The organism is Janthinobacterium sp. AD80, from assembly GCF_002878455.1.
Classification (GTDB): domain Bacteria; phylum Pseudomonadota; class Gammaproteobacteria; order Burkholderiales; family Burkholderiaceae_D; genus Janthinobacterium.
Genome location: NZ_NRDQ01000094.1, coordinates 1 through 20663 on the forward strand (window position 1 = coordinate 1; position 20663 = coordinate 20663).

A 20663-nucleotide genomic window follows, 5' to 3' on the forward strand; every position below is an offset into this window, starting at 1 on the left:
CTCGAGCAGCGTGGCGTCGCCGATGGCGCCGGGCGGCAGCGCGTTGGCGGGCCAGTCGATGAGGGTGATCATGTCGGGCGCCAGGCGCGTGCCCAGGGGCAAGTCGACCTGCGCCACGGCGACCTTGCTGCTGACGGGCGCCGCCTGGGCATGGACCCAGCGCAGGGCCACGAGGGTGGCGGCCAGCGCCACCACCAGGGCCAGCACGATCAGCGCGATGGCGCGGCTATGCTTCATGCAGTTCTCCTGATGCAAACTTCCTCATGCGACACTCCAGAAAAAGGACAGCAAGGTGCCGGCCGCGATGGCCAGCGCATACGGCAGCTTGCCGCTGACGGCGGGCAGCGCATCGAGGCGCATATCGCCGCCGCCCAGGCCGCGCGCCATGCTGTGCAACAGCATGCGGTAGCCATTGCCCAGCACCTGGCGCAGCACGCCCGTGCAGGCGGCCACGAGAAGGGCAAGCACGCCGCCGGCCAGCAGGGTCAGCAAAGTGGCCGACAGCACTTGCTGGGGGCCGATAAAGGCACCCACCATGGCCATCAGCTTGACGTCGCCCGCACCCAGGGTGCGCAGCATGTACATGGGCAACAGCAAGCCCAGCCCCAGCGCCATGCCCGCCAGCGCGTTCAAGGCGCCCAGGCCGCCGCCTGCCGGCGTCAGCAGGACATGCAGCAGCACGGCCGCCACGGCGCCGCCGGCCACCAGGGCGTTGGGAATGCGGCGCTCGCGCACGTCGTGCCAGACGGCGCAGGCGAGCAAGATACCCAGCAGCAAGGTGGGCACGGAGATGGCAAACAGGAGGGACATGGCGGTCAGCGGTGGGACTCTGCGGCGAAGGCGGTGGGGCGAGAGACCCGGACGCGCTGCGCGCCCGGGCAGGCACGACTCAGGCGACGGTCATTTTATTGACGACGGCGGTAAAGCCGGCCTTGATGCCATCGCCGAGGATGGTGACGGCGGCGATCAGCGCGGTGGCGATCAGGGCTGCCATCAGGGCGTATTCGATGGCCGTGACGCCGTCTTCGTTCTGGATGAATCGTTGAATGGCTTGCATGCTGTTTTCCTTGTGAGTGAGGGATGTGCAGGGCCTGCGCCAGGCGGGATCGAGGCCGGGCAGGCACTGCTTCGGTGCCCTGGCGGCGTTGCCAGAAATTGCCGAAGCGCTAACTATAGGCGGCGCGTGCGGGCCGGTCATCCCACAAAGGTCACTTTCCGCTTGGTACAATCGGCCCCTTTTTGCCGCCAGCGCGCAGGACATTTGTACCAGGGGCCGCAGCCCCGCTGGCGCGGCAATAACACTGTTATTTTTAGTGATAATTCAGATAACTATTGCATTGGGCGGGCGCGTCCCGCTAGGTGTTTGCCGGGCGGAGCTAGTATCATGGCCGGCTGGCGCATGCGCCGGCACCGGACGCCACGCCGCGCGTTGTTCTTGCCCCTGATTGAGATAGGCCCCATCCATGCCGCAGTGCCCCACGCCGCAATGCATTTTGAAAATTGCGCTCGACACGCCCCTGAACGCCCTGTTCGACTACCGCTGGAACGGCGGCGCCGACGCCGCGCTGCCACAGGTGGGACAGCTGGCGCTGGTGCCGTTCGGCCGGCGGGAAGTGATGGGGCTGATCGTTGGCGTGGCCGACAGCACGGACGTGCCCGATGCCAAGCTGAAGGACGTGCTGGCCGTGCGCAGCCAGCTGGCGCCGCTGTCGCAGCAGTGGCTGGCGCTGGCCGCCTTTGCCGCCGATTACTACCAGCGTCCGCTCGGTGAAGTGGCTTTGCCGGGCTTGCCGAAGAACTTGCGCGTGCTGACCACCGTGGCGCTGGACCGCGCCATCAAGAAACTGGCCAAGCTGGCCGACGCGCATGACGGCACGCCGTTGAACATGCCGGCGCTCAATGCCGCCCAGCAGGAAGCGGCCGACGCCATCGGCGGCGCGCAGGGGTTCCAGCCGACCCTGCTGTACGGCGTGACGGGCAGCGGCAAGACGGAAGTGTATCTGCAAGCCTGCGCCCAGGTGCTGGCGCGCGAGGACGATGCGCAAATCCTGATCCTGGTGCCGGAAATTAACCTGACACCGCAGCTGGAAGGCAATATCCGCGCGCGCTTTCCCGGCGTCATGCTGGCCACCTTGCACAGCAGCCTGTCCGAAGGCGAGCGCATGCTGCACTGGCTGGCCGCGCACCAGGGCCAGGCGCGCATCATCCTCGGCACGCGCCTGGCCATCCTCGCATCGATGCCGAAACTCAAGCTGATCGTCATCGACGAGGAGCACGACCCGTCGTACAAGCAGCAGGAAGGCTTGCGCTACTCGGCGCGCGACCTGGCCGTGTGGCGCGCCTGGCAATTGCAGATCCCCATCGTGCTCGGTTCGGCCACGCCGTCGCTGGAAAGCTGGCACCATGCGCAGACGGGACGCTACCGCAAGCTGGAGCTGCGCGAGCGGGCCGTGAAAAATGCGGTGTTGCCGCGTGTCAAGATACTCGACATGGAGCGCGACAAGCCGAAAGACGGGCTGACATCGCACCTGGTGGCCGCATTAAAACTGCGCATGGAGCGTGGCGAGCAGTCGCTGCTGTTCCTGAACCGGCGCGGCTATTCGCCCGTCATCTGCTGCGAGTCGTGCGGCTGGATCAGCAATTGCACGCGCTGCACCTCGTTCATGGTGCTGCACAAGCCGGAACACCGTTTGCGCTGCCACCATTGCAGCTTGGAATTGCGCATTCCCCGCCATTGCCCTACCTGCGGCAACGTCGACCTGCAGCCGCTGGGACGCGGCACGCAGCGCGTGGAAGAGGGACTGCAGCAGCTGTTCCCCGAGGCGCGCATTCTGCGCATCGATGCCGATTCGACGCGCAAGAAGGGCAGCGCGCAGGAAGCGTTCGACACCGTGCACCGGGGCGAAGTGGATATTCTGATCGGCACGCAGATGGTGGCCAAGGGGCATGACTTCAAAAAGCTGACGCTGGTGGGCATTTTGAACCCGGACACGGCCCTGTTCTCGCAGGATTACCGCGCCAGCGAGCGCCTGTTCGCGCAATTGATGCAGGTGGCGGGCCGCGCCGGACGGGCCGCGCAGACGGAAGGGGGCAGCGTTTCCGAAGTGCTGATCCAGACGCGCTATGCGCGCCATCCGTTGTACGACGCCGTCGTCAACCATGATTACGACCACTTCGCCACCACCTTGCTGGAAGAGCGGGCGCAGGCGGCGCTGCCGCCGTATCTGTTCCAGGCCCTGCTGCGCGCCGAGGCGCCCGAGCTGGCCACGGCCATCGAGTTCCTGCAGGCGGCCAAGGAATGCATGGAACACCCGCAAGTGACCATCAACGATCCGATTCCCATGAGCATGACGCGCGTCTACAACGTCGACCGCGCCCAACTGCTGCTGGAATCGGCCTCGCGCCCCGCGCTGCAAGCGTTCCTGAAAGAATGGCTCACTCAATTGCGCGGCATGAAGACGCGCGTGAAATGGTCGCTGGAAGTGGACCCGCTGGATATTTAAATCACATCAGGTAATCGCGCGCTGACTTGACGATCTGCTCCGACAGCAGCTTGGTAAACGGCGTGTCCAGGGTCCAGGCATGCCAGCTCAGGGGCACGTCCAGGGTGCGGCCCGGCAACAGATCGACCAGGCGCTCCGTCGCCAGCGCCGGCGCGGCCAGGCGCTGCGGCATCAGGCCGTAGGCCAGGCTGTCCTGCACGCAGCCGCGGCGTGCCGCTTCCACGGGCAAGGTGTGGTGCGGAAACGGTTCGTGCATCTCCAGTTGTTCCGCGAGAAAACGCGCCAGCAAGCCGTGCTGGCCCACCACGGCCGGCGCCAGTTGTACCGCCTCGGCAATAAACCCATCGCCAAACCAGTGGCCCGCGAACACGGGTGTGGCCACGCAGACATAGCGCATGGTACCCAGCGGCGTGACGCTGGTGGCGGCCGCCGCATCGATCGCCGTGCCGGAGGAGGCCGCCACGCAGCCAAATACCGTGCCGTCGCGCACCATCTGCAAGGCGGCATCGCTGTCGGCCAGGCGCACGTCGAGCTGGCAGCGCGGCGGCGCCAGCAGGGCGGTCAAGGTGTCGGGGAACCAGGTGGCGAGGCTGTCGGCATCGATGGCGATGGCGATTTCCGGCATGCTGACGCTGTTGCCCAGGTCGATGTCGAGCGACGCTTCCATCAGCTTGACGTTGCGGTGATGCACGATCAGGCGCTGCCCCAGTCCCGTCGGCACGGCCGGCTGGCCACGGATGATCAGCAAGCGCCCGCTGGCGTCTTCCAGCGCCTTGATGCGCTGCGAGACGGCTGACTGGGTGATGCCCAGGGCCAGCGCGGCCTTGTCGAAACTGCCATGGCTGGCAACGGCGTCCAGCACGGCCAGCGCGCGATAATCAAGTGATCCCATTAGCTCAGCTTATAAATTTTGGAAATGATTAGTTATACTAATGCATATATTGCAGCAAAGTAAAACCTTATTTTCGGCAAACGGGTAGTATCGAACGCTGTGAGCAATGTATATGGGAGTAACAGCAGCATGAAGACGATACAAGTGGATGTGGCCGTGATCGGCAGCGGCACGGCCGGCATGACGGCGCACAAGGCGGCGCGCATGCAGGGCAAGCGCGTGCTGATGATCGAAAGCGGACCCTACGGCACGACCTGCGCCAGGGTCGGCTGCATGCCCAGCAAACTGTTGATCGCGGCGGCCGAGGCGGCCCATGCGGTGGCTGCCGCGCCCGGCTTTGGCGTGCATCCGGGACCCGTGCGCATCGATGGCCAGCAAGTGATGGCCAGGGTGCGCAGCGAGCGCGACCGTTTTGTCGGCTTCGTGCTCGACGGCGTCAATGCCGTCCCCGACGAAGAAAAGCTGCGCGGCCATGCGCGTTTTATTTCCCCCGGCACATTGCAGGTGGATGAACATACCATCGTCGAGGCTGGCAGTGTCGTCATCGCCACCGGTTCCACGGCCATCGTGCCGCCCGAGTGGCAGGCGGCGGGCGAGCGCGTCATCACCAGCGACGCCGTGTTCGAGTGGACGGACTTGCCCAAGTCCGTCGCCGTGGTGGGCAGCGGCGTCATCGGGCTGGAACTGGGCCAGGCGCTGGCGCGGCTGGGCGTGCGCGTGACGCTGTTTGCGCGTGGCAATAAAGTCGCGCAGCTGACCGATCCGCTGGTGCTGCGCGAGGCGGACGCCGTGCTGGCGCGCGAACTCGATATCCGTTTCATGACCAAGGTCGCGCACATGGCAAAAACGCCGGACGGCAGCGGTATCCTGCTGACCAGTCGCGATGACGTCGGCGCGGAAAAAACCGAGCAGTTCGAGTATGTGCTGGCCGCCATCGGCCGCCGCCCGAACGTCGACCAGATCGGCCTGGAAACGGCGCAGATCGAGCTCGACCGCCACGGCATTCCCCTGCACGACCAGCGCACCATGCAGTGCGGCAAGAGCGCCATTTTCATCGCGGGCGACGCCGACAATGTCTTGCCGCTCTTGCCGGAAGCGGCCGACGAAGGCCGCATCGCCGGCGAGAATGCGGCGCGCTTTCCCGACGTGCAGCCGGGCCTGCGCCGCACGCCACTGACGATCGCCTTCACGGAGCCGCAGATCGCCACCCTGGGCGCCACCTACCAGCAATTGTGCGTGAGCCACGCGGGCCGCTTCGCCGTCGGCGCCGTGTCGTTCGGCAACCAGGGCCGCAGCCGCGTGATGCTGCAAAACCAGGGCTTGCTGCGCGTGTATGCGGAATTCGGCAGCAAGCGTTTTCTCGGTGCCGAGCTGATCGGCCCACGGGCGGAACACCTGGGCCATCTGCTGGCCTGGGCGTGCCAGGCGCAGCTGACGGTGCCGGCCATGCTCGACATGCCGTTCTACCACCCCGTCATCGAGGAAGGCGTGCGCACGGCGCTGCGCGAACTGGCGCTGCACCTGGAAAAAGACCCGGAACACGCGCCCGGCTGCGCAGACTGCTCGCCCGGCGTCTGAATGACAAGCGAATGAAAATTTGTTGCAACTTTGCGATTTCATTAATTATGTAGACAAGCTCACATGATTACGCGATCATCGCTGCCATATTGAAATATTGATTAAAAGCAAAAAACATTTCAAATGGTTCATGCCGCCAACGCCGCAATGGTACAAGGGAGAGCGGCTGGCGATGACACGGAGACGATGTGAAGATTCGGCGCATTGACGCGGGGGAACTGGCCTTGGGCCTGGCCCTGCCTTGGGACGTGTACGGCGAGACGGGCAGCCTGCTGGCCAGGCTGGGCCACGTGATCAGCAGCGAGACGCAGCTTGAACTGCTGCTGGCGCGCGGCGTCATCGCCGATACCAGCGACGACGCGCCGCGCGCGCCAACAGAGGCACCCTCGTCGCTGCGCATGCTGAACCTGGTCACGGCAGGGCTGGCGCTGGTCTTGCCGGCCATCGCCGCCGGGCAAGCGCTGGCGCACGAGCAGCTGGCGCCGCTGGCGCAACTGGTGGACGAGGCCGTCGCGCTGGACGCCGACGTGGCGCTGGCCTGCATCCTGCACAACCAGGGCGCGGGCGACTTTGCCGTGCGCCACAGCGTCGACACGGCCGTCATCACGGCCCTGCTGGCGCGCGCCCTGAAACTCGAGGACGGTGCCGTGCGCAGCGTGCTGCTGGCAGCGCTCAGCATGAATGTCGGCATGCTGGGGCGCCACGCGCAGTTCCAGCGCAAGGAGGGCCCGCTTGACGCGGACGAGCGCGCCTACATCCACGCCCATCCGCAAACGGGCGTCAACCTGCTGCGCGCCGCCGGCGTCTCGGATGGCGTCTGGCTGCAAGCCGTGCTGCAGCACCATGAAAACATCGATGGCAGCGGCTATCCGCTGGGCATCAAGGGCGCCGATATCGGCGTGGGCGCCCGCCTGATCATGCTGGCCGACCGCTATTGCGCGCGCGTCTCCGCGCGCAGCTACCGCAAGCCCCTGCTGCCAAACGCGGCCCTGCGTGAAATGCTGATGGCGGACAAGGCCACCCTGGACGCGCCGCTGGCATCGCTGCTGGTGCGCGAGCTGGGCATTTACCCGGTCGGCACCTTCGTCAAATTGCTCAATGGGGAAATCGGCGTCGTCACGCGCAAGGGCCTGAGCGCGGCCACGCCGCACGTGCAGTCGCTGATCGGCCCGCGCGGCGCGCGCCTCGACGTGCCCTTGCGGCGCGACACGCGCGTGGATCTGCACGCCATCCGCGAAGTGCTCAGCGCGGAGCAGGCGGGCCTGCAATTCCGCCCCGACCAGCTATGGGGCCGCAGCGCACGAATTTAATGCATGAGTTTAATTCAGCAAGCCCGCATCGAGCCGGCCTTCGAGCGCCAGTTCGCGCATGATGCGCACGGTGTCGATATCGGACTCCTTGTAGGCCGAGCGGCGGAAGTCGTCGTACATGACGTTGGCAGCATCGGTGGCCGCGTCGTGGCCGTCGTCGTACTGGAAGCGCACCCACAGACTCGCTTCGTCGGGCATTTCGATGGTCATCACCAGCGACGAGGCGCTGATATCTTTCTGCGCCGGCACTTCATAACGCACCTGCAGCTGCGGCACCAGCACCACCTTGTCGTTGATGACCAGCTCGCCATAGCGCAGGCTGCGGCAGAAGCCGGTATCGCTATGTTCGCTGATCTTGCACTCGTCCAGGTGCGGCACGAACAGTTTCGGCGATTCGGCGCGCAAGACCAGGCCGCGCCACACTTGTTCCAGGCTCAAGGTGTCGATCAGCGGGTTGAGCGGATCGTTAATTTCAATCAGGTGTTCAAATTTCATAGGACTGCCATTCGGTAAGGGAGTGCGCGTGCGCGATATAGGCGGAATGGTACTCCAGGCATGGCCGCGCCGCACGCATTGAATGCCCCAAGATGGCGGCATATGGCGATATATCAATGCCATTGCCAGTTTTTCAGGCAGGCGCCAAGGTGCAAAAGGCGGGCGCGACGCTGTTACAATGGACTGCTGTTCCCTCCGGAAATACCCTGATGTCCAAAGCGCCACAATTCGGTCTTAACGTTCCCCAAAGCGAAGCGGTTACCTACCTCGACGGCCCCTGCCTGGTGCTGGCGGGCGCCGGCTCGGGCAAGACGCGCGTGATCACGCAAAAGATCGCCCACCTGATCGAAGACCGGGGCTACGACCCGCGCACCATCGCCGCGCTGACCTTCACCAACAAGGCGGCGCTGGAAATGCAGGAGCGCATCGCCAAGCTGTTGAAACAACCGCGCCAGGCGAAACAGTTGACGGTATCGACCTTCCATTCGCTGGGTGTGAAAATCCTGCGCCAGGAAGCCAATGGCGTGGGGCTGAAGGACCGCTTTTCCATCATGGACAGCGACGATTGTTTTTCGCTGGTGCAAGACCTGGCCATTACCACCGATAAACAGATTATCCGGGGCATCCAGAACGCCATGTCGCTGTGGAAAAATGGCCTGATCGATCCGGACATGGCGCTGGCGCAAGCCAAGGATGAGGACGAGGCAAACGCTGCGCGCATCTACCGCAGCTATGTGGCGACCCTGTCCGCCTACCAGGCCGTCGATTTCGACGATCTGATCCGCCTGCCCGTGGAACTGTTCCGCAACAACGGCCCCGTGCGCGACAAGTGGCAGCGGCGCCTGCGCTATCTGCTGGTCGATGAATACCAGGACACGAATACCTGCCAGTACGAACTGGTGAAATTGATGGTGACGGGCATCGGCAAGAAGCCGATGTTTACGGCCGTGGGCGACGACGACCAGGCCATCTACGCCTGGCGCGGCGCCACCGTGGAAAACCTGAAGACGCTGGAGACGGATTTCCCCGATTTGAAGGTGATCAAGCTGGAGCAGAATTACCGCTCCACCATGCGCGTGCTGAACGCGGCCAATGCCGTCATCGGCAATAACCCGAAGCTGTTTGAAAAGTCGCTGTGGTCCGAGCACGGCCTGGGCGAGCCGATCAAGGTGCTGGGCATGCAGACGGACGAGCAGGAGGCGGAACAGGTGGCCATCATGATCTCGGCCGACCATTTCGAGCGCAAGAACAAATTTTCCGATTACGCGATTCTGTACCGCGGCAACCACCAGGCGCGCATCATCGAGCAGTGTTTGCGCAAGGAACGCATTCCGTACACCATCTCGGGCGGCCAGAGTTTCTTCGACAAGGCCGAGATCAAGGACATCATCAGCTACCTGCGCCTGCTGGCGAATGAAGACGATGACCCGGCATTTATTCGCGCCGTGACGACGCCGCGCCGTGGCGTGGGCCAGTCGACTTTGGAAGTGCTGGGGGCGTTCTCGGGGCAGTGGCAGTGTTCGCTGTTCCAGGCCGTGTTCAAGGGCGGCATCGAGGCCAAGCTGACGGACCGCCAGCTGGGACCGCTGCGCGACTTCTGCAACTTCATCAATGACCTCGAATCGCGCGCCAGCCGTCCCGGCGCGGCCGGCAGCGGCGACAACGCGGCCGAAGTGCTGGACGACATGATGAAGGAAATCCACTACGAATCGTATCTGTACGATGCCTTCGAGGAACGCCAGGCGCAAAGCAAGTGGCAGAACGTGCTGGAATTCGTCAACTGGCTCAAGGAACGGGGCCGGGGCGGCAAGGACCGCGACGGCGAAGAAAAGAACGTGCTGGAACTGACGCAGATGGTGGCCCTGATGACCATGCTCGAGGGCAAGGACGAGGAGCAGGACGCCGTGCGCATGTCCACCCTGCACGCGTCGAAAGGCCTGGAGTTCCCGCACGTGTTTCTGGTCGGCGTGGAAGAGGGCATCTTGCCGCACAAGGGCGACGCCGATGCGCCCGCCGAAACCATCGCCGCGCGCATCCAGGAAGAGCGCCGCCTGATGTACGTGGGCATTACGCGGGCCCAGCGCACCTTGCACGTCACGTGGTGCAAGAAGCGCAAGCGGGCCGGCGAGCAGGTGCATTGCGACCCGTCGCGCTTCATCAAGGAAATGCAGCTCGACGTGGGCGACGCCGTGCCGACGGAAGCGGAAGTGATATCGCCGAAAGAACGCCTGGCGCGCATGAAGGCCTTGCTGGCCGCGCCGAAAGGCTAAGCGGCGTTCAGGCTTCCACGCCGCCGTCCGGCGTGGCCTTCGGCACGATGGCCAGCTGCATGCCCAGCGCATCGAGCATCTTTAAAATGGTGTCAAAGCGCGGCTTGCTGCCTGCGCGCAAGGCTTTATAGGCGCCTTCGCGCGTGATGTCGGCCCTGGCCGCCACCTTGCCCATGCCGTAGGCGCGCACCACGTCATTCATGGCCGATTGAAACAGTTCCGCGTTGCCGGTGGCGACGATTTCGCTCATGTAGGCGGCCACGGCTTCCTTGCTCGTCAGGTGTTGCGTCGGGTCAAATTTGCTCAGCCCTAATGCTTCCAGGTCGTCGAGGTCGAAGGTGTCGTGGGAGATATCCTGGCTCATTTTTTGCGTGCTCCTGTGGGTGGGCTGGCCGCCGCTTTCTGTTTCCGGATGGCCGCCTGCATGGCCTTCAATGTCTTGAGTATCGCCTGCGCCTGCTGGATGTCGCGCCGCTGGCTCGATTTATTGCCACCGAGCAGCAGCAAGATCAGGGTGCCCAGATTGGTTTCGTGAAAATACACGCGCCAGCCAGGCCCGGTCTGTAAAAAGCGCAGTTCGCACACGCCTTCGCCCACCGCGCGCCAGTCGCCCTTTTTGCCGTGCTGCAAGTGCTTGATACGCGCATCGATGGCGGCCGCCGCCACGTCGTGCAGGGAGTCTTCCCAGCGCCGGTATTCGGCCGTCTTGCGCGTGTCGATCAGCAGTGGCTCGGTTGGTGTTGGTGTTGGTTCAATCATTGTAATCGTTTGTTCTCATTCGTCAAGCGGTTTGACGCAGCCATATGGAGAGAATAGGCAGGAATCGGCGCCGCACCGGGAAGAATGCCGCTTGTTTGTCCTGGCGCACGCCGCCGCGGCGGTAGAATGCCCCCTTTCAGTCAGGAATGAGCACCATGGACAATGCAGAACAGATGGAAACACGTTTCGTCGATATCGAAATCAAGCTGGCGCAGCAGGAAGACCTGGTCGAGTCGCTGAACCAGATGGTGTACCAGCAGGGCAAGCGCATCGACCAGCTTGAAGCGATGCTGCACAAGCTGGGCGAACACGTGCGCGACGGGGCGCAGCAGGCCAATGGCGGGCTGGTCAACGAACGCCCGCCGCACTACTGAGACCGGAACTAGGCTGGCGACGCCTTTTGCTCGTCCAGCGCGGTCCATGCCGGCAACTGGTGCTTGCGCCGTTCGCGCGCATAGAAGCTGGCCATGGCGATGCCAAACAGGCCACCGGCCACGCAGGCGCCGACCAGCGCCGCGAAGGGCGATAGCGGGGTGGCGGCATCGGCCCGCAAGCCGAAAAAGACCCACATGAACAGGGCCCAGCACGTGCCAAACCAGAGTCCGGCGCCGAGCGTGGTGCGCAGGAAGGACTGGAAATGCGGCGGCGGCACCTGCACACCGGCCTTCCACAACAGACGCACCAGCGGCGGCGCATAGTGGCTACGGGCCATGCCCGTTCTGCTCAACAGTTCCAGCGCGCGTGCCTTACGTTGCTCAAAGCTCATAGTTTCTCCGTATATCGTTGCCGAATGGATACTATACGCCAGAAACGCAAGCGGACAGACAGGCATTTCCATGGCATGGACCTGGACTTGCCGCAGGGGAACGCATGCGCGATGATAGGGCATGAAAACCTTTCATGTACGGTTGTATCGCTACCATCGGTCATTGCGGGTGACGCAAGTGTTTCTGGCTGTTATTATTTCAGGCTGGCCCGCGACACAATCGCGGCTCTCTTGCGTTTCTTGAAAGAAGACATGACCCGTCCAACCCTGCTCGTCATCGCCGCCAGCCTGATGCTGGCACCAGCCGCCGCTTTTGCCGCTACCGCCACCACCGCGCCAGCCACCGCCGCTACCGCCAAGGCCACCGCTACCGCGGCGACGGCACTGCCCGCGTCGAACCCGTTTGCGCAGGCCAGCAGCCTGCCATTCAACTACCCGCCGTTCGACAAGGTCAAGGACGCTGATTACGCGCCCGCCTTTACGGCAGGCATGGCCGCCCACCTGGCCGAAATCAACGCCATCGCCAACAATCCGAAAGCGGCCACGTTCGACAACACCATCGTGGCCATGGAACGCTCGGGCCAGCTGCTGAGCCGCGTGCGCACCGTGTTTTCGGTGATGTCGGGTTCGAACACGAATGAGACGATCCAGGGCCTGGAACGCGAGCTGGCGCCAAAAATGGCCGCCCACAGCGACGCGATCATGCTCAACGACAAGCTGTTCAAGCGCATCGACACCCTGTACGCCAAACGCGACAAGCTGGGCCTGGATGCGGAGTCGAAACGCTTGCTGGAACGTTACAACACCGATTTCGTGCGCGCTGGCGCCAAGCTGTCGGCCGCCGACAAGGAAAAGCTGCGCGCCTACAACGGCCAGCTGGCAGCCCTGTCGACCAAGTTCGCACAGAACGTGCTGAAGGAATTGAACGCCTCGGCCGTCGTTGTCGACACGCGCGAAGAGCTGGACGGCCTGTCGCGGGCCGCCATCGAAGTGGCTGCCGGCCTGGCCAAGAAGCGCGGCCTGGACGGCAAATACGTGATCGCCCTCGTCAACACGACGGGCCAGGCGCCATTGTCGCTGTTGACCAACCGCGCCTTGCGCGAACGCATCATGGCCGCCTCGCAAGCGCGTGGCAGCCGTGGCGGCGAGTTCGACAATACTCAGGAAGTGCTGGAACTGGCGAAACTGCGCGCCGAACGTGCCGCACTGATGGGCTACCCGAACTACGCGGCATATTCGCTGGAAGATCAGACGGCGCAAAACACCACCGCCGTGAACGCCTTGCTGGGCGAATTGGCCAAGCCGGCCGTCGTCAATGCGCGCCGTGAAGCGGACGATATCCAGAAGGTCATCGATGCGCAAAAAGGCGGTTTCAAAGTGGGCGCCGCCGACTGGGCCTTCTATAGCGACAAAGTGCGCGCCGAACGCTACAACTTTGACGAAACGCAATTGAAACCGTACTTTGAAATGAACAGCGTGCTGACCAAGGGCGTGTTCTTTGCCGCTGGCAAGTTGTACGGCTTGAGCTTCAAGCAGCGTACCGACTTGCCGGTGTACACAGCCGACATGCTGGTGTACGACGTCTTCAATGAAGACGGCACGCAGCTGGCCATCTTCACCCTGGACCCTTACGCGCGCAGCAACAAGCGCGGCGGCGCCTGGGCGAATGCCTATGTGGGCCAGTCGGGCTTGCTGAACCGCAAGCCGGTCATCGCGAATAACCTGAACATTCCCAAGCCGGAAGCGGGCCAGCCGACCCTGATGACGTTTGACGAAGTCAACACCATGTTCCACGAATTCGGCCATGCGCTGCACGGCATGTTCTCGAACGTGAAATACCCGCGCTTCGCCGGCACCAGCGTGCCGCGCGACTTCGTCGAATACCCGTCGCAAGTCAATGAAATGTGGGCGCTGTGGCCGGAAGTGCTGCAAAACTACGCCAAGCACTACCAGACGGGCGCGGCCATCCCGGCTGAACTGCTGGCGAAAGTGACGGCGGCCGACAATTTCAACCAGGGCTACAAGACCACGGAATACCTGGCGTCGGCCCTGCTGGACCAGCGCTGGCACCAGCTGACCCCGGCACAGATCCCGACCGACGTGCTGGCCTTTGAAAAGGCCGCGCTGGCCGATGCGGGCGTCGATTTCGCGCCGGCGCCGCCGCGCTACCGCACCACGTATTTCTCGCACGCATTCGCGGGCGGCTACTCGGCCGGCTACTACGCCTACCTGTGGTCGGAAAAGCTGGACGCCGACACGGTCGAGTGGTTCAAGGAAAACGGCGGCCTGACGCGCAAGAACGGCGACTGGTTCCGCACTAAACTGCTGTCGCGCGGCGGCAGCGCCGATGCGCTGGACATCTACCGCAGCTTCCGCGGCCGCGATGCGAAGATCGAGCCGCTGCTGGAACGCCGTGGCCTGAACGGCAAATAAGCCGGCAAGTAAATCGTGCTCTTCCCGGCGACCATGCCGGGTGGATGAAAATGGCCGCCAAGCATTTGGCGGCCATTTTTATTTGGCGAATCGCCTCGTCAACCGTGGTAAACCGCGCATTTGGCGTGCTGCGCCACAGGATCGCCCATGCTGGATGACGCTTGTGTGACAGGCTGCTATGATCTGCAACTGGCCCGCGATGCGATCGCGGTTCTTCTCCGTGCTTCCAGAAAGATGTCATGATCCGTCCACAACTGCTCGTCATCGCCGCCAGCATCATGCTGGCCCACGCCGCTCCTTCCGCCCTGGCTGCCGCCGCCGCACCTGCCGCTGCCGTCAGCGCCCAGAATCCCCTGCTCAAAGCCAGCCCGCTGCCGTTCCAGATGCCGCAATTCGGCCTGATCAAGGATGAGCACTATGCGCCGGCCTTTGCCGAGGGCATGAAGCGCCAGCTGGCCGAAGTCAATGCGATCGCCAATAACCGCCAGGCGCCCACGTTTGAAAACACCATCGTGGCCCTCGAGCGTACGGGGCAGTTGCTGCACCGCGTGCAAAGCATCTTCAGCAACATGACCTCGACCAACACCAACAGCGTGCTGGAAGCGGTGGAAGTGGACGTGTCGCCGAAACTGGCCGCGCATGGCGACGCCATCACCCTGAACCCGAAATTGTTTACCCGCATCGACACCCTGTACGCCAAGCGCGACAAGCTGGGCCTCGATGCCGAATCCTTGCGCTTGCTGGAACGCTATCACACGGATTTCGTGCGCGCCGGTGCCAAACTGTCCGACGCGGATAAGGACAAGCTGAAGGCCTACAACGCCGAGCAGGCGGGCCTGGAAACGGCCTTCGCGCAAAACGTGCTGAAGGAAACCAATGCCAAGAGCATCGTTGTCGACACGCGCGCCGAACTGGCCGGCATGACGGACAGCGATATCGATACGGCCGCCGCGGCCGCCAAGGAACGCGGCTTGAACGGCAAGTTCGTCATCGCCCTGGTCAACACCAGCGGCCAGCCGCCGCTGGCAGTACTGACGGACCGCAAGACGCGCCAGCGCCTGATGGATGCCTCCTTGAACCGCGGCAGCCAGGGCGGCGAGTTCGACAACCGCGCCATCGTGCTGAAGCTGGCGAAACTGCGCGCCGAACGGGCTACCCTGCTCGGCTACGCCAACTACGCCGCGTATTCGCTGGAAGACCAGACGGCCAAGACGACCACGGCCGTCAACACCCTGCTGTCGGAATTGGCGAAGCCGGCCGTGGCCAACGCGCGCCGCGAAGCGGCCGACCTGCAGCAAATCGTCGATGCGGAAAAGGGCGGCTTCCAGGTGGCGGCCGCCGACTGGGCCATCTACACTGACAAGCTGCGCAAGCAGCGTTTCAATTTCGATGAAAACGAGCTGAAGCCGTATCTGGAATTGAATAGCGTGCTGAACAACGGTGTCTTCTTTGCCGCCAACAAACTGTATGGCATCAGCTTCAAGGAGCGTAAAGATCTGCCGGTGTACAACCCGGACGTGCGCGTGTACGACGTGACGGACGCCAATGGCAAGCCGCTGGCCCTGTTCATCGCCGACTTCTATGCACGCGGCAACAAGCACGGCGGCGCGTGGATGAATGAATACGTGTCGCAGTCGTCGCTGATGGGCACGCATCCGGTGATCGCCAACCAGCTGAATATTCCGAAGCCGCCCGCAGGCCAGCCGACCCTGCTGACCTTCGATGAGGTGACGACCATGTTCCACGAATTCGGCCATGCGCTGCACGGCATGTTCTCGAACGTGAAATACCCGCGCTTTGCCGGTACCAGCGTGCCAAGCGATTTCGTCGAGTATCCGTCGCAAGTCAATGAAATGTGGGCCATCTGGCCGGAAGTGCTGCAAAACTACGCCAAGCACTACCAGAGCGGCGCGGCCATGCCGCAGGAACTGCTCGACAAGGTGACGGCGGCGAAGAAATTCAACCAGGGCTTCATGACCACGGAATACCTGTCGGCGGCCCTGCTGGACCAGCGCTGGCACCAGCTGGCGCCAAGCCAGATCCCGACCGACGTGCTGGCCTTTGAAGCGGCGTCCCTGAAGGATGCGGGCGTCGACTACGCGCCCGTGCCGCCGCGCTACCGCACGGCGTACTTCTCGCACAGCTTCTCGGGCGGCTACTCGGCGGCATACTATGCCTACCTGTGGTCGGAAAAGCTGGACGCGGAATCGGTCAACTGGTTCAAGGAAAACGGCGGCCTGACGCGCAAGAACGGCGACTGGTTCCGTACTAAACTGCTGTCGCGCGGCGGCAGCGTCGATGCGCTGCAGCTGTTCCGTGACTTCCGTGGCCGCGACGCCACCGTCGAACCGCTGCTGGAACGCCGTGGCTTGAACGCCAAGTAAGGCGTCCTCATCAGAAGCTTGCGTTGCGTTGACCTGGCGCACGCAAGCTTTACGCGCCGGCGGCGTAGAATTGAGTAAGATGTAAATAAGAAGGCAGTCGAAAGAGTATATGAGTCAGCAAGATTTGAATGGTATTACCCTGGAAGCAATCGTGACGCGTCTGCAAGCCCACTACGGCTGGGAAGGCCTGGCCAAGCACATCGACATCAATTGCTTCATCAGCGAGCCCAGCGTCAAGTCGAGCCTGAAGTTTTTGCGCAAGACCCCGTGGGCCAGGAGCAAGGTGGAGCAATTGTTCCTGGACACGCAATTTACTGACTGACAGGAAGAAACATGGATAGCAAACTCAAGGAATCGTTACAACAGCTGCAATCGACCATCGCGTCCGGCGACCCTGTGGATGAGGAGCTGCATGGTTTGCTGCAAAAACTCGATGGCGACATCCAGCTGCTGCTGGAAAAGCGCGCCGCGCAAGAGCAGGAAGAAGCGGAATCGACCACCTACGGCCTGGCCGAGCGCAGCCAGGAATTGTCGGCCAAGTTTGCCGTCAAGCATCCGAAACTGGAGCCGGCGCTGCGGGAGTTGGGTGAGATTTTGGCCAACATGGGTATCTGATCGGGTCAGTCGCTGCGCGATCGCAATGCGCCCCACTGGGGTGCATTGCCCCGGCGGGTCTGACCCAAGTAATTGAAAAATAAACGTTTTTTGTACTGAAATCCAACAGTAAAAAGCAGGCCGTCAGGTTGGAAATGGCCAATTCCGGTACAATCCGTACCCTATGAGCTCCCCTACCAATTTATTTGCGACCGTTCCCAAGCGGTCTGCCCGCGCTGCCGTTGCGCCTTTCCTGCCGATGTCGCGTGCCGAGATGGACGTCCTGGGCTGGGACCAGTGCGACGTCATCCTTGTCACGGGCGACGCCTACATTGACCATCCGAGTTTCGGCATGGCCCTGGTGGGACGCCTGCTTGAAGCGCAGGGCTACCGCGTCGGCATCATCAGCCAGCCGGACTGGCTGTCGGCCGACGCTTTCCGCATCCTCGGCAAGCCGCGTTTGTACTACGGCATTACCGCCGGCAACATGGATTCCATGGTCAACCAGTACACGGCCGACCGCAAGATCCGCTCCGACGATGCCTACACGGCCAACGCGGAACCGAACAAACGCCCGGACCGCGCCGTCACCGTGTACGCCCAGCGCGCCCGCGAAGCGTATCCCGACGTGCCCATCGTCATCGGCAGCATCGAAGCGTCCTTGCGCCGCATCGCCCATTACGATTACTGGTCGGACAAGGTCCGCCGTTCCGTCCTGCCCGATTCCAAGGCTGATTTGTTGATTTTCGGCAATGCCGAGCGGGCGCTGGTCGACCTGACGCACCGCTTGGCCGCCGGCGAATCGATCAAGGATATCCGCGACTTGCGCGGCACGGCCTTCATGGTGCCGTCCGGCTGGCTGCCGGGCGACGACTGGGGCGTGCACAATTCCACCCGCGTCGACGTGCCCGGCAAGATCGATCCGCACTACAGCCCGTACGAGATGGTGCAGGAAGACAAGACCGCCTGCGCCACGGAAAATGCGTCGAAATCGGCCGAAGTCATCAAGCCGATCCGCATCATGAGCCGCGAAGAGCGCCTGGCCATGGCCAAGGAAAAGCACGACAAGACGGTGGTGCGCCTGCCCGCCTACGACGTCGTCAAGGATGACCCCGTCATGTACGCGCACGCCTCGCGCGTGTTCCACCTGGAATCGAATCCCGGCAATGCGCGCGCCATGGTGCAGGCGCACGGCGAACGCGACGTGTGGCTCAATCCGCCGCCGCTGCCGCTGGCCATGGACGAGATGGATGGCGTGTACGACATGAATTACGCGCGCGCGCCGCACCCGAGCTATGGCAAGGCGCATATCCCCGCCTGGGAAATGATCCGCTTTTCCGTCAACATCATGCGCGGCTGCTTCGGCGGCTGCACCTTCTGCTCGATTACCGAGCATGAGGGCCGCATCATCCAGAGCCGCTCGGAACCGTCGATCCTGCGCGAAATCGAACATATCCGCGATAAAACCAAAGGCTTTACGGGTACCATTTCCGATATGGGTGGCCCGACGGCGAATATGTACCGCCTGGCCTGCAAGGAAAAAGAGATCGAAGTCTCGTGCCGCCGCCTGTCCTGCGTGTACCCGTCCATCTGCGTCAACCTGGGCACCGATCACAGCAAGCTCATTTCCCTGTACCGCAAGGCGCGCGCCATTCCCGGCATCAAGAAGGTCCTGATCAGCTCGGGCTTGCGCTACGACCTGGCCGTGCGTTCGCCCGAGTATGTGAAGGAACTGGTGACGCACCACGTGGGCGGCTTGCTGAAAATCGCGCCCGAGCACACGGAAGAGGGCACCTTGTCGAAGATGATGAAGCCCGGCATCGGTGCTTACGACGAGTTCAAGGAAATGTTCGACCGTTTCTCGCTGGAAGCAGGCAAGAAGCAGTATCTGATTCCCTACTTCATCGCCGCCCATCCGGGTACGACGGACCTGGACATGCTGAACCTGGCCCTGTGGCTGAAGAAAAACAATTTCAAATTGGACCAGGTGCAAACCTTCATGCCCACGCCGATGGCCATGGCGACGACCATGTACCACACGCGCAAGAATCCTTTGCGCAAGGTGACCGCGGATTCGGAAGTGGTGGAAACGGCGCGCAGCGGCAAGATCCGCCGCACGCACAAAGCTTTCCTGCGCTACCAGGACCCGGCCAACTGGCCGATCCTGCGCGAAGCGCTGGTGAACATGGGCCGTGGCGACTTGATCGGCAATGGCGACAAGCACTTGATTCCTGCCTGGACCTCGTCCGAATCGGGTGGCCTGGCAGCTGGCGAACGCAGCCGCCAGACGCATGGCGCCGGCACGCCGGACAAGTTCAAGGTCACGCCCGGCAAGAACCGTATCGCCCTGGGTGGTACGGCCGCCGCGTCGAAAGCCACGGCCGTCGAGTCGAAAGTGCGCCCGTCTATCCTGTCGACCATCAAGACGAAAGCCAAGCCCGCCGCCGCGCCGCTGGGCCGTGGCGGCAAGCCGCCGGCCAAGGGCGGCCATGGCGCGCCGGCGCGGGGCGGACGCAAGTAAGCGTTCTGCGCCGTTCCCGGCCCCAGGGCATCCCCATCAAAAACCCGGCAACGCCAACTGCGTTGCCGGGTTTTTTTATTTCTTTGCACCAATATAGGGCGCAAATCGCGGAGGGCGACGGGATTTTTACCAATATTTAAAAATTGAATAGAGCAAAAGGCAATTTTCCCTTGTGGCAACTTGGTGTTTGAAAATATACTTCTTGGATATTTAGCCGTACGGCAACAATGCTGCCATTCTGGCAATCGCCAGCGTACCCGGCTCCCAGCGTTTAGATGAGAGAGATGCCAATTGAAATGCCTATCCTGCCAGGCCGAGAATAAGCCGGGCGCCAAATTCTGTTCCTCCTGCGGTACGACGTTTGCTGCCGCCCCTGCCGCTCCGCCATCGGCACCCGGCAAATCCTGTGGCCAGTGCGGCCACGATTGCAAGCCGGATGCCAAGTTCTGCCCCAAGTGCGCCTTCAGTTTTGCCGCCGCGCCAACGCTCCCGGCGCTCGCCGCTGCGCCAGTAGCGCCGCCGCTGCCAGAGCCGGTGATGGCGCCAGTGGCGGCACCGCTTGCCAAGGTGCTGCCGGATCCCGCGCCTGCGCCGGTGAGCGTGGCAGCGGCAGAGCCTGTGCCCGAGCCAGCAGCTGAGCCATTGCCCGAGCCAGCATCTGAGCCAACGCCTGAAGCAATACCTGAGCCAACGCCTGAGGCAATACCTGTGCCATTGCCTGAGCCAATACCCGAGCCGGCGATTGAAGCTGCTCCTGCAGCGGCACCGGCACCTGTCCCGGCAGCCGCGCCCCCCAGCCTGAGCAAGCCGACACCGCCGCCGCCCGTCCTGGAAAAGCGTGTTGCCGATCCACGGCCCGCACCTGCGCCCGCACCAGCCGCGCCAGCAGCAGAGTCCGCCCCAGCCAAGGTGGCCGATGTACCGTCCGGCAGCCAGCCGGGCGGCAAGAACAAGGTGATCATCGCCGCCGTCGCTGCCGTGGTGGTGCTGGCTGCGGCCGGCGGCTTCTATTACATGTCCGGCACGCCAGCCGCGCCCGTGCCGCCGCAGGAAGCCGTCGTCACCGCACCGGCAACGCCGGTCGAAGCGGCAGCGGCAGCCGACGCGCCGCTGGCCATCAGCGATCCGCTGCTCGATGGCGCCAAGGCGGCCGAGCCT

18 protein-coding genes and 2 pseudogenes are annotated in these 20663 nt (G+C 63.2%); 12 read left to right on the plus strand and 8 right to left on the minus strand.

Features of this window, described 5'->3' with window-relative positions:
* The 3 genes from JaAD80_RS18330 to JaAD80_RS18340 form a co-directional block, all read right to left on the minus strand.
* On the minus strand, positions 1-237 hold a 237-nt coding region (locus JaAD80_RS18330; protein WP_258003075.1), incomplete at its 3' end, for an SAF domain-containing protein.
* A 24-nt stretch (positions 238-261) separates the two neighbouring features.
* The gene (locus JaAD80_RS18335; RefSeq protein ID WP_102296130.1) at positions 262-810 is read right to left on the minus strand and encodes a prepilin peptidase; all 549 of its coding nucleotides are present in this window, start codon (positions 808-810) and stop codon (positions 262-264) included.
* A gap of 79 nt (positions 811-889) precedes the next feature.
* A complete protein-coding gene (locus JaAD80_RS18340; RefSeq protein WP_102296132.1) occupies positions 890-1057 on the minus strand; it encodes a Flp family type IVb pilin in 168 nt (55 codons plus the stop codon).
* A gap of 406 nt (positions 1058-1463) precedes the next feature.
* Here JaAD80_RS18340 and JaAD80_RS18345 point away from each other — a divergent pair, with 406 nt between their 5' ends.
* Positions 1464-3503 (plus strand): primosomal protein N', encoded by a 2040-nt coding sequence (locus JaAD80_RS18345; RefSeq protein WP_102296134.1) that lies wholly within the window; start codon positions 1464-1466, stop codon positions 3501-3503.
* Between the two features lies 1 nt (position 3504).
* Here JaAD80_RS18345 and JaAD80_RS18350 read toward each other — a convergent pair whose 3' ends face one another.
* Positions 3505-4395 carry an ArgP/LysG family DNA-binding transcriptional regulator gene (locus JaAD80_RS18350; protein WP_102296135.1) on the minus strand — a complete coding sequence of 297 codons (891 nt, stop codon included), beginning with the start codon at positions 4393-4395 and terminating at the stop codon, positions 3505-3507.
* A 129-nt stretch (positions 4396-4524) separates the two neighbouring features.
* On the opposite strand from JaAD80_RS18350, the gene JaAD80_RS18355 reads away from it, so the two are divergent.
* Both JaAD80_RS18355 and JaAD80_RS18360 read left to right on the plus strand, forming a co-directional pair.
* Positions 4525-5973: a dihydrolipoyl dehydrogenase gene (locus JaAD80_RS18355; RefSeq protein ID WP_102296137.1), complete on the plus strand. Its 1449-nt coding sequence runs from the start codon at positions 4525-4527 to the stop codon at positions 5971-5973.
* Positions 5974-6161: 188 nt separating this feature from the next.
* Positions 6162-7283 (plus strand): HD-GYP domain-containing protein, encoded by a 1122-nt coding sequence (locus JaAD80_RS18360; protein WP_258003076.1) that lies wholly within the window; start codon positions 6162-6164, stop codon positions 7281-7283.
* Positions 7284-7292: 9 nt separating this feature from the next.
* Here JaAD80_RS18360 and JaAD80_RS18365 read toward each other — a convergent pair whose 3' ends face one another.
* Positions 7293-7778 (minus strand): SRPBCC family protein, encoded by a 486-nt coding sequence (locus JaAD80_RS18365; RefSeq protein ID WP_102296139.1) that lies wholly within the window; start codon positions 7776-7778, stop codon positions 7293-7295.
* 209 nt (positions 7779-7987) lie between these two features.
* Between JaAD80_RS18365 and JaAD80_RS18370 the strand changes: the two genes are divergently transcribed.
* Entirely contained in the window at positions 7988-10048 is a 2061-nt protein-coding gene (locus JaAD80_RS18370; RefSeq protein ID WP_102296140.1) for a UvrD-helicase domain-containing protein, read from the plus strand.
* A 7-nt stretch (positions 10049-10055) separates the two neighbouring features.
* Here the strand turns inward: JaAD80_RS18370 and JaAD80_RS18375 are convergent, their stop codons facing one another.
* Together JaAD80_RS18375 and JaAD80_RS18380 are read right to left on the minus strand one after the other, a co-directional pair.
* Positions 10056-10412 carry an addiction module antidote protein gene (locus JaAD80_RS18375; protein WP_102296142.1) on the minus strand — a complete coding sequence of 119 codons (357 nt, stop codon included), beginning with the start codon at positions 10410-10412 and terminating at the stop codon, positions 10056-10058.
* Positions 10409-10807 (minus strand): type II toxin-antitoxin system RelE/ParE family toxin, encoded by a 399-nt coding sequence (locus tag JaAD80_RS18380; RefSeq protein ID WP_219726846.1) that lies wholly within the window; start codon positions 10805-10807, stop codon positions 10409-10411. Before JaAD80_RS18380 ends, JaAD80_RS18375 begins: the two co-directional genes overlap by 4 nt.
* A 155-nt stretch (positions 10808-10962) precedes the next feature.
* Here JaAD80_RS18380 and JaAD80_RS18385 point away from each other — a divergent pair, with 155 nt between their 5' ends.
* Positions 10963-11181: a SlyX family protein gene (locus JaAD80_RS18385; RefSeq protein WP_070290273.1), complete on the plus strand. Its 219-nt coding sequence runs from the start codon at positions 10963-10965 to the stop codon at positions 11179-11181.
* A gap of 8 nt (positions 11182-11189) precedes the next feature.
* On the opposite strand, the gene JaAD80_RS18390 is transcribed toward JaAD80_RS18385, so the two are convergent.
* Positions 11190-11573, minus strand: a complete 384-nt coding sequence (locus JaAD80_RS18390) for a DUF6404 family protein (RefSeq protein WP_102296144.1) — start codon at positions 11571-11573, stop codon at positions 11190-11192.
* Between the two features lie 252 nt (positions 11574-11825).
* Between JaAD80_RS18390 and JaAD80_RS18395 the strand changes: the two genes are divergently transcribed.
* The 7 genes and pseudogenes from JaAD80_RS18395 to JaAD80_RS31580 all read left to right on the plus strand — a co-directional run.
* A complete protein-coding gene (locus JaAD80_RS18395; protein ID WP_180979468.1) occupies positions 11826-14006 on the plus strand; it encodes a M3 family metallopeptidase in 2181 nt (726 codons plus the stop codon).
* Positions 14007-14245: 239 nt separating this feature from the next.
* Positions 14246-16390, plus strand: coding sequence for a M3 family metallopeptidase (locus JaAD80_RS18400; protein WP_102296146.1), 2145 nt, complete (start codon positions 14246-14248; stop codon positions 16388-16390).
* Between the two features lie 109 nt (positions 16391-16499).
* Positions 16500-16712, plus strand: a complete 213-nt coding sequence (locus JaAD80_RS18405) for a VF530 family DNA-binding protein (RefSeq protein ID WP_102296148.1) — start codon at positions 16500-16502, stop codon at positions 16710-16712.
* Positions 16713-16723: 11 nt separating this feature from the next.
* Positions 16724-17005: a DUF4404 family protein gene (locus JaAD80_RS18410; protein WP_102296150.1), complete on the plus strand. Its 282-nt coding sequence runs from the start codon at positions 16724-16726 to the stop codon at positions 17003-17005.
* 238 nt (positions 17006-17243) lie between these two features.
* Complete coding sequence (locus JaAD80_RS18415) at positions 17244-19505, plus strand: YgiQ family radical SAM protein (protein ID WP_219726847.1); 2262 nt, start codon at positions 17244-17246, stop codon at positions 19503-19505.
* 291 nt (positions 19506-19796) lie between these two features.
* Positions 19797-19952 (plus strand): annotated as a pseudogene (locus JaAD80_RS32025) (zinc ribbon domain-containing protein); the annotation flags it as partial.
* Positions 19953-20213: 261 nt separating this feature from the next.
* Positions 20214-20663: pseudogene (locus JaAD80_RS31580) on the plus strand (hypothetical protein); the annotation flags it as partial.

Excerpts from the sequence above, each read along its gene's own strand:
- JaAD80_RS18400 (WP_102296146.1), top strand. The coding sequence starts at position 14,246 with ATGATCCGTCCACAACTGCTCGTCATCGCCGCCAGCATCATGCTGGCC.
- JaAD80_RS18375 (WP_102296142.1), bottom strand. The coding sequence starts at position 10,412 with ATGAGCCAGGATATCTCCCACGACACCTTCGACCTCGACGACCTGGAA.
- JaAD80_RS18340 (WP_102296132.1), bottom strand. The coding sequence starts at position 1,057 with ATGCAAGCCATTCAACGATTCATCCAGAACGAAGACGGCGTCACGGCC.
- JaAD80_RS18350 (WP_102296135.1), bottom strand. The coding sequence starts at position 4,395 with ATGGGATCACTTGATTATCGCGCGCTGGCCGTGCTGGACGCCGTTGCC.
- JaAD80_RS18355 (WP_102296137.1), top strand. The coding sequence starts at position 4,525 with ATGAAGACGATACAAGTGGATGTGGCCGTGATCGGCAGCGGCACGGCC.
- JaAD80_RS18345 (WP_102296134.1), top strand. The coding sequence starts at position 1,464 with ATGCCGCAGTGCCCCACGCCGCAATGCATTTTGAAAATTGCGCTCGAC.
- JaAD80_RS18385 (WP_070290273.1), top strand. The coding sequence starts at position 10,963 with ATGGACAATGCAGAACAGATGGAAACACGTTTCGTCGATATCGAAATC.
- JaAD80_RS18395 (WP_180979468.1), top strand. The coding sequence starts at position 11,826 with ATGACCCGTCCAACCCTGCTCGTCATCGCCGCCAGCCTGATGCTGGCA.
- JaAD80_RS18410 (WP_102296150.1), top strand. The coding sequence starts at position 16,724 with ATGGATAGCAAACTCAAGGAATCGTTACAACAGCTGCAATCGACCATC.
- JaAD80_RS18390 (WP_102296144.1), bottom strand. The coding sequence starts at position 11,573 with ATGAGCTTTGAGCAACGTAAGGCACGCGCGCTGGAACTGTTGAGCAGA.
- JaAD80_RS18380 (WP_219726846.1), bottom strand. The coding sequence starts at position 10,807 with ATGATTGAACCAACACCAACACCAACCGAGCCACTGCTGATCGACACG.
- JaAD80_RS18415 (WP_219726847.1), top strand. The coding sequence starts at position 17,244 with ATGTCGCGTGCCGAGATGGACGTCCTGGGCTGGGACCAGTGCGACGTC.
- JaAD80_RS18405 (WP_102296148.1), top strand. The coding sequence starts at position 16,500 with ATGAGTCAGCAAGATTTGAATGGTATTACCCTGGAAGCAATCGTGACG.
- JaAD80_RS18370 (WP_102296140.1), top strand. The coding sequence starts at position 7,988 with ATGTCCAAAGCGCCACAATTCGGTCTTAACGTTCCCCAAAGCGAAGCG.
- JaAD80_RS18335 (WP_102296130.1), bottom strand. The coding sequence starts at position 810 with ATGTCCCTCCTGTTTGCCATCTCCGTGCCCACCTTGCTGCTGGGTATC.
- JaAD80_RS18365 (WP_102296139.1), bottom strand. The coding sequence starts at position 7,778 with ATGAAATTTGAACACCTGATTGAAATTAACGATCCGCTCAACCCGCTG.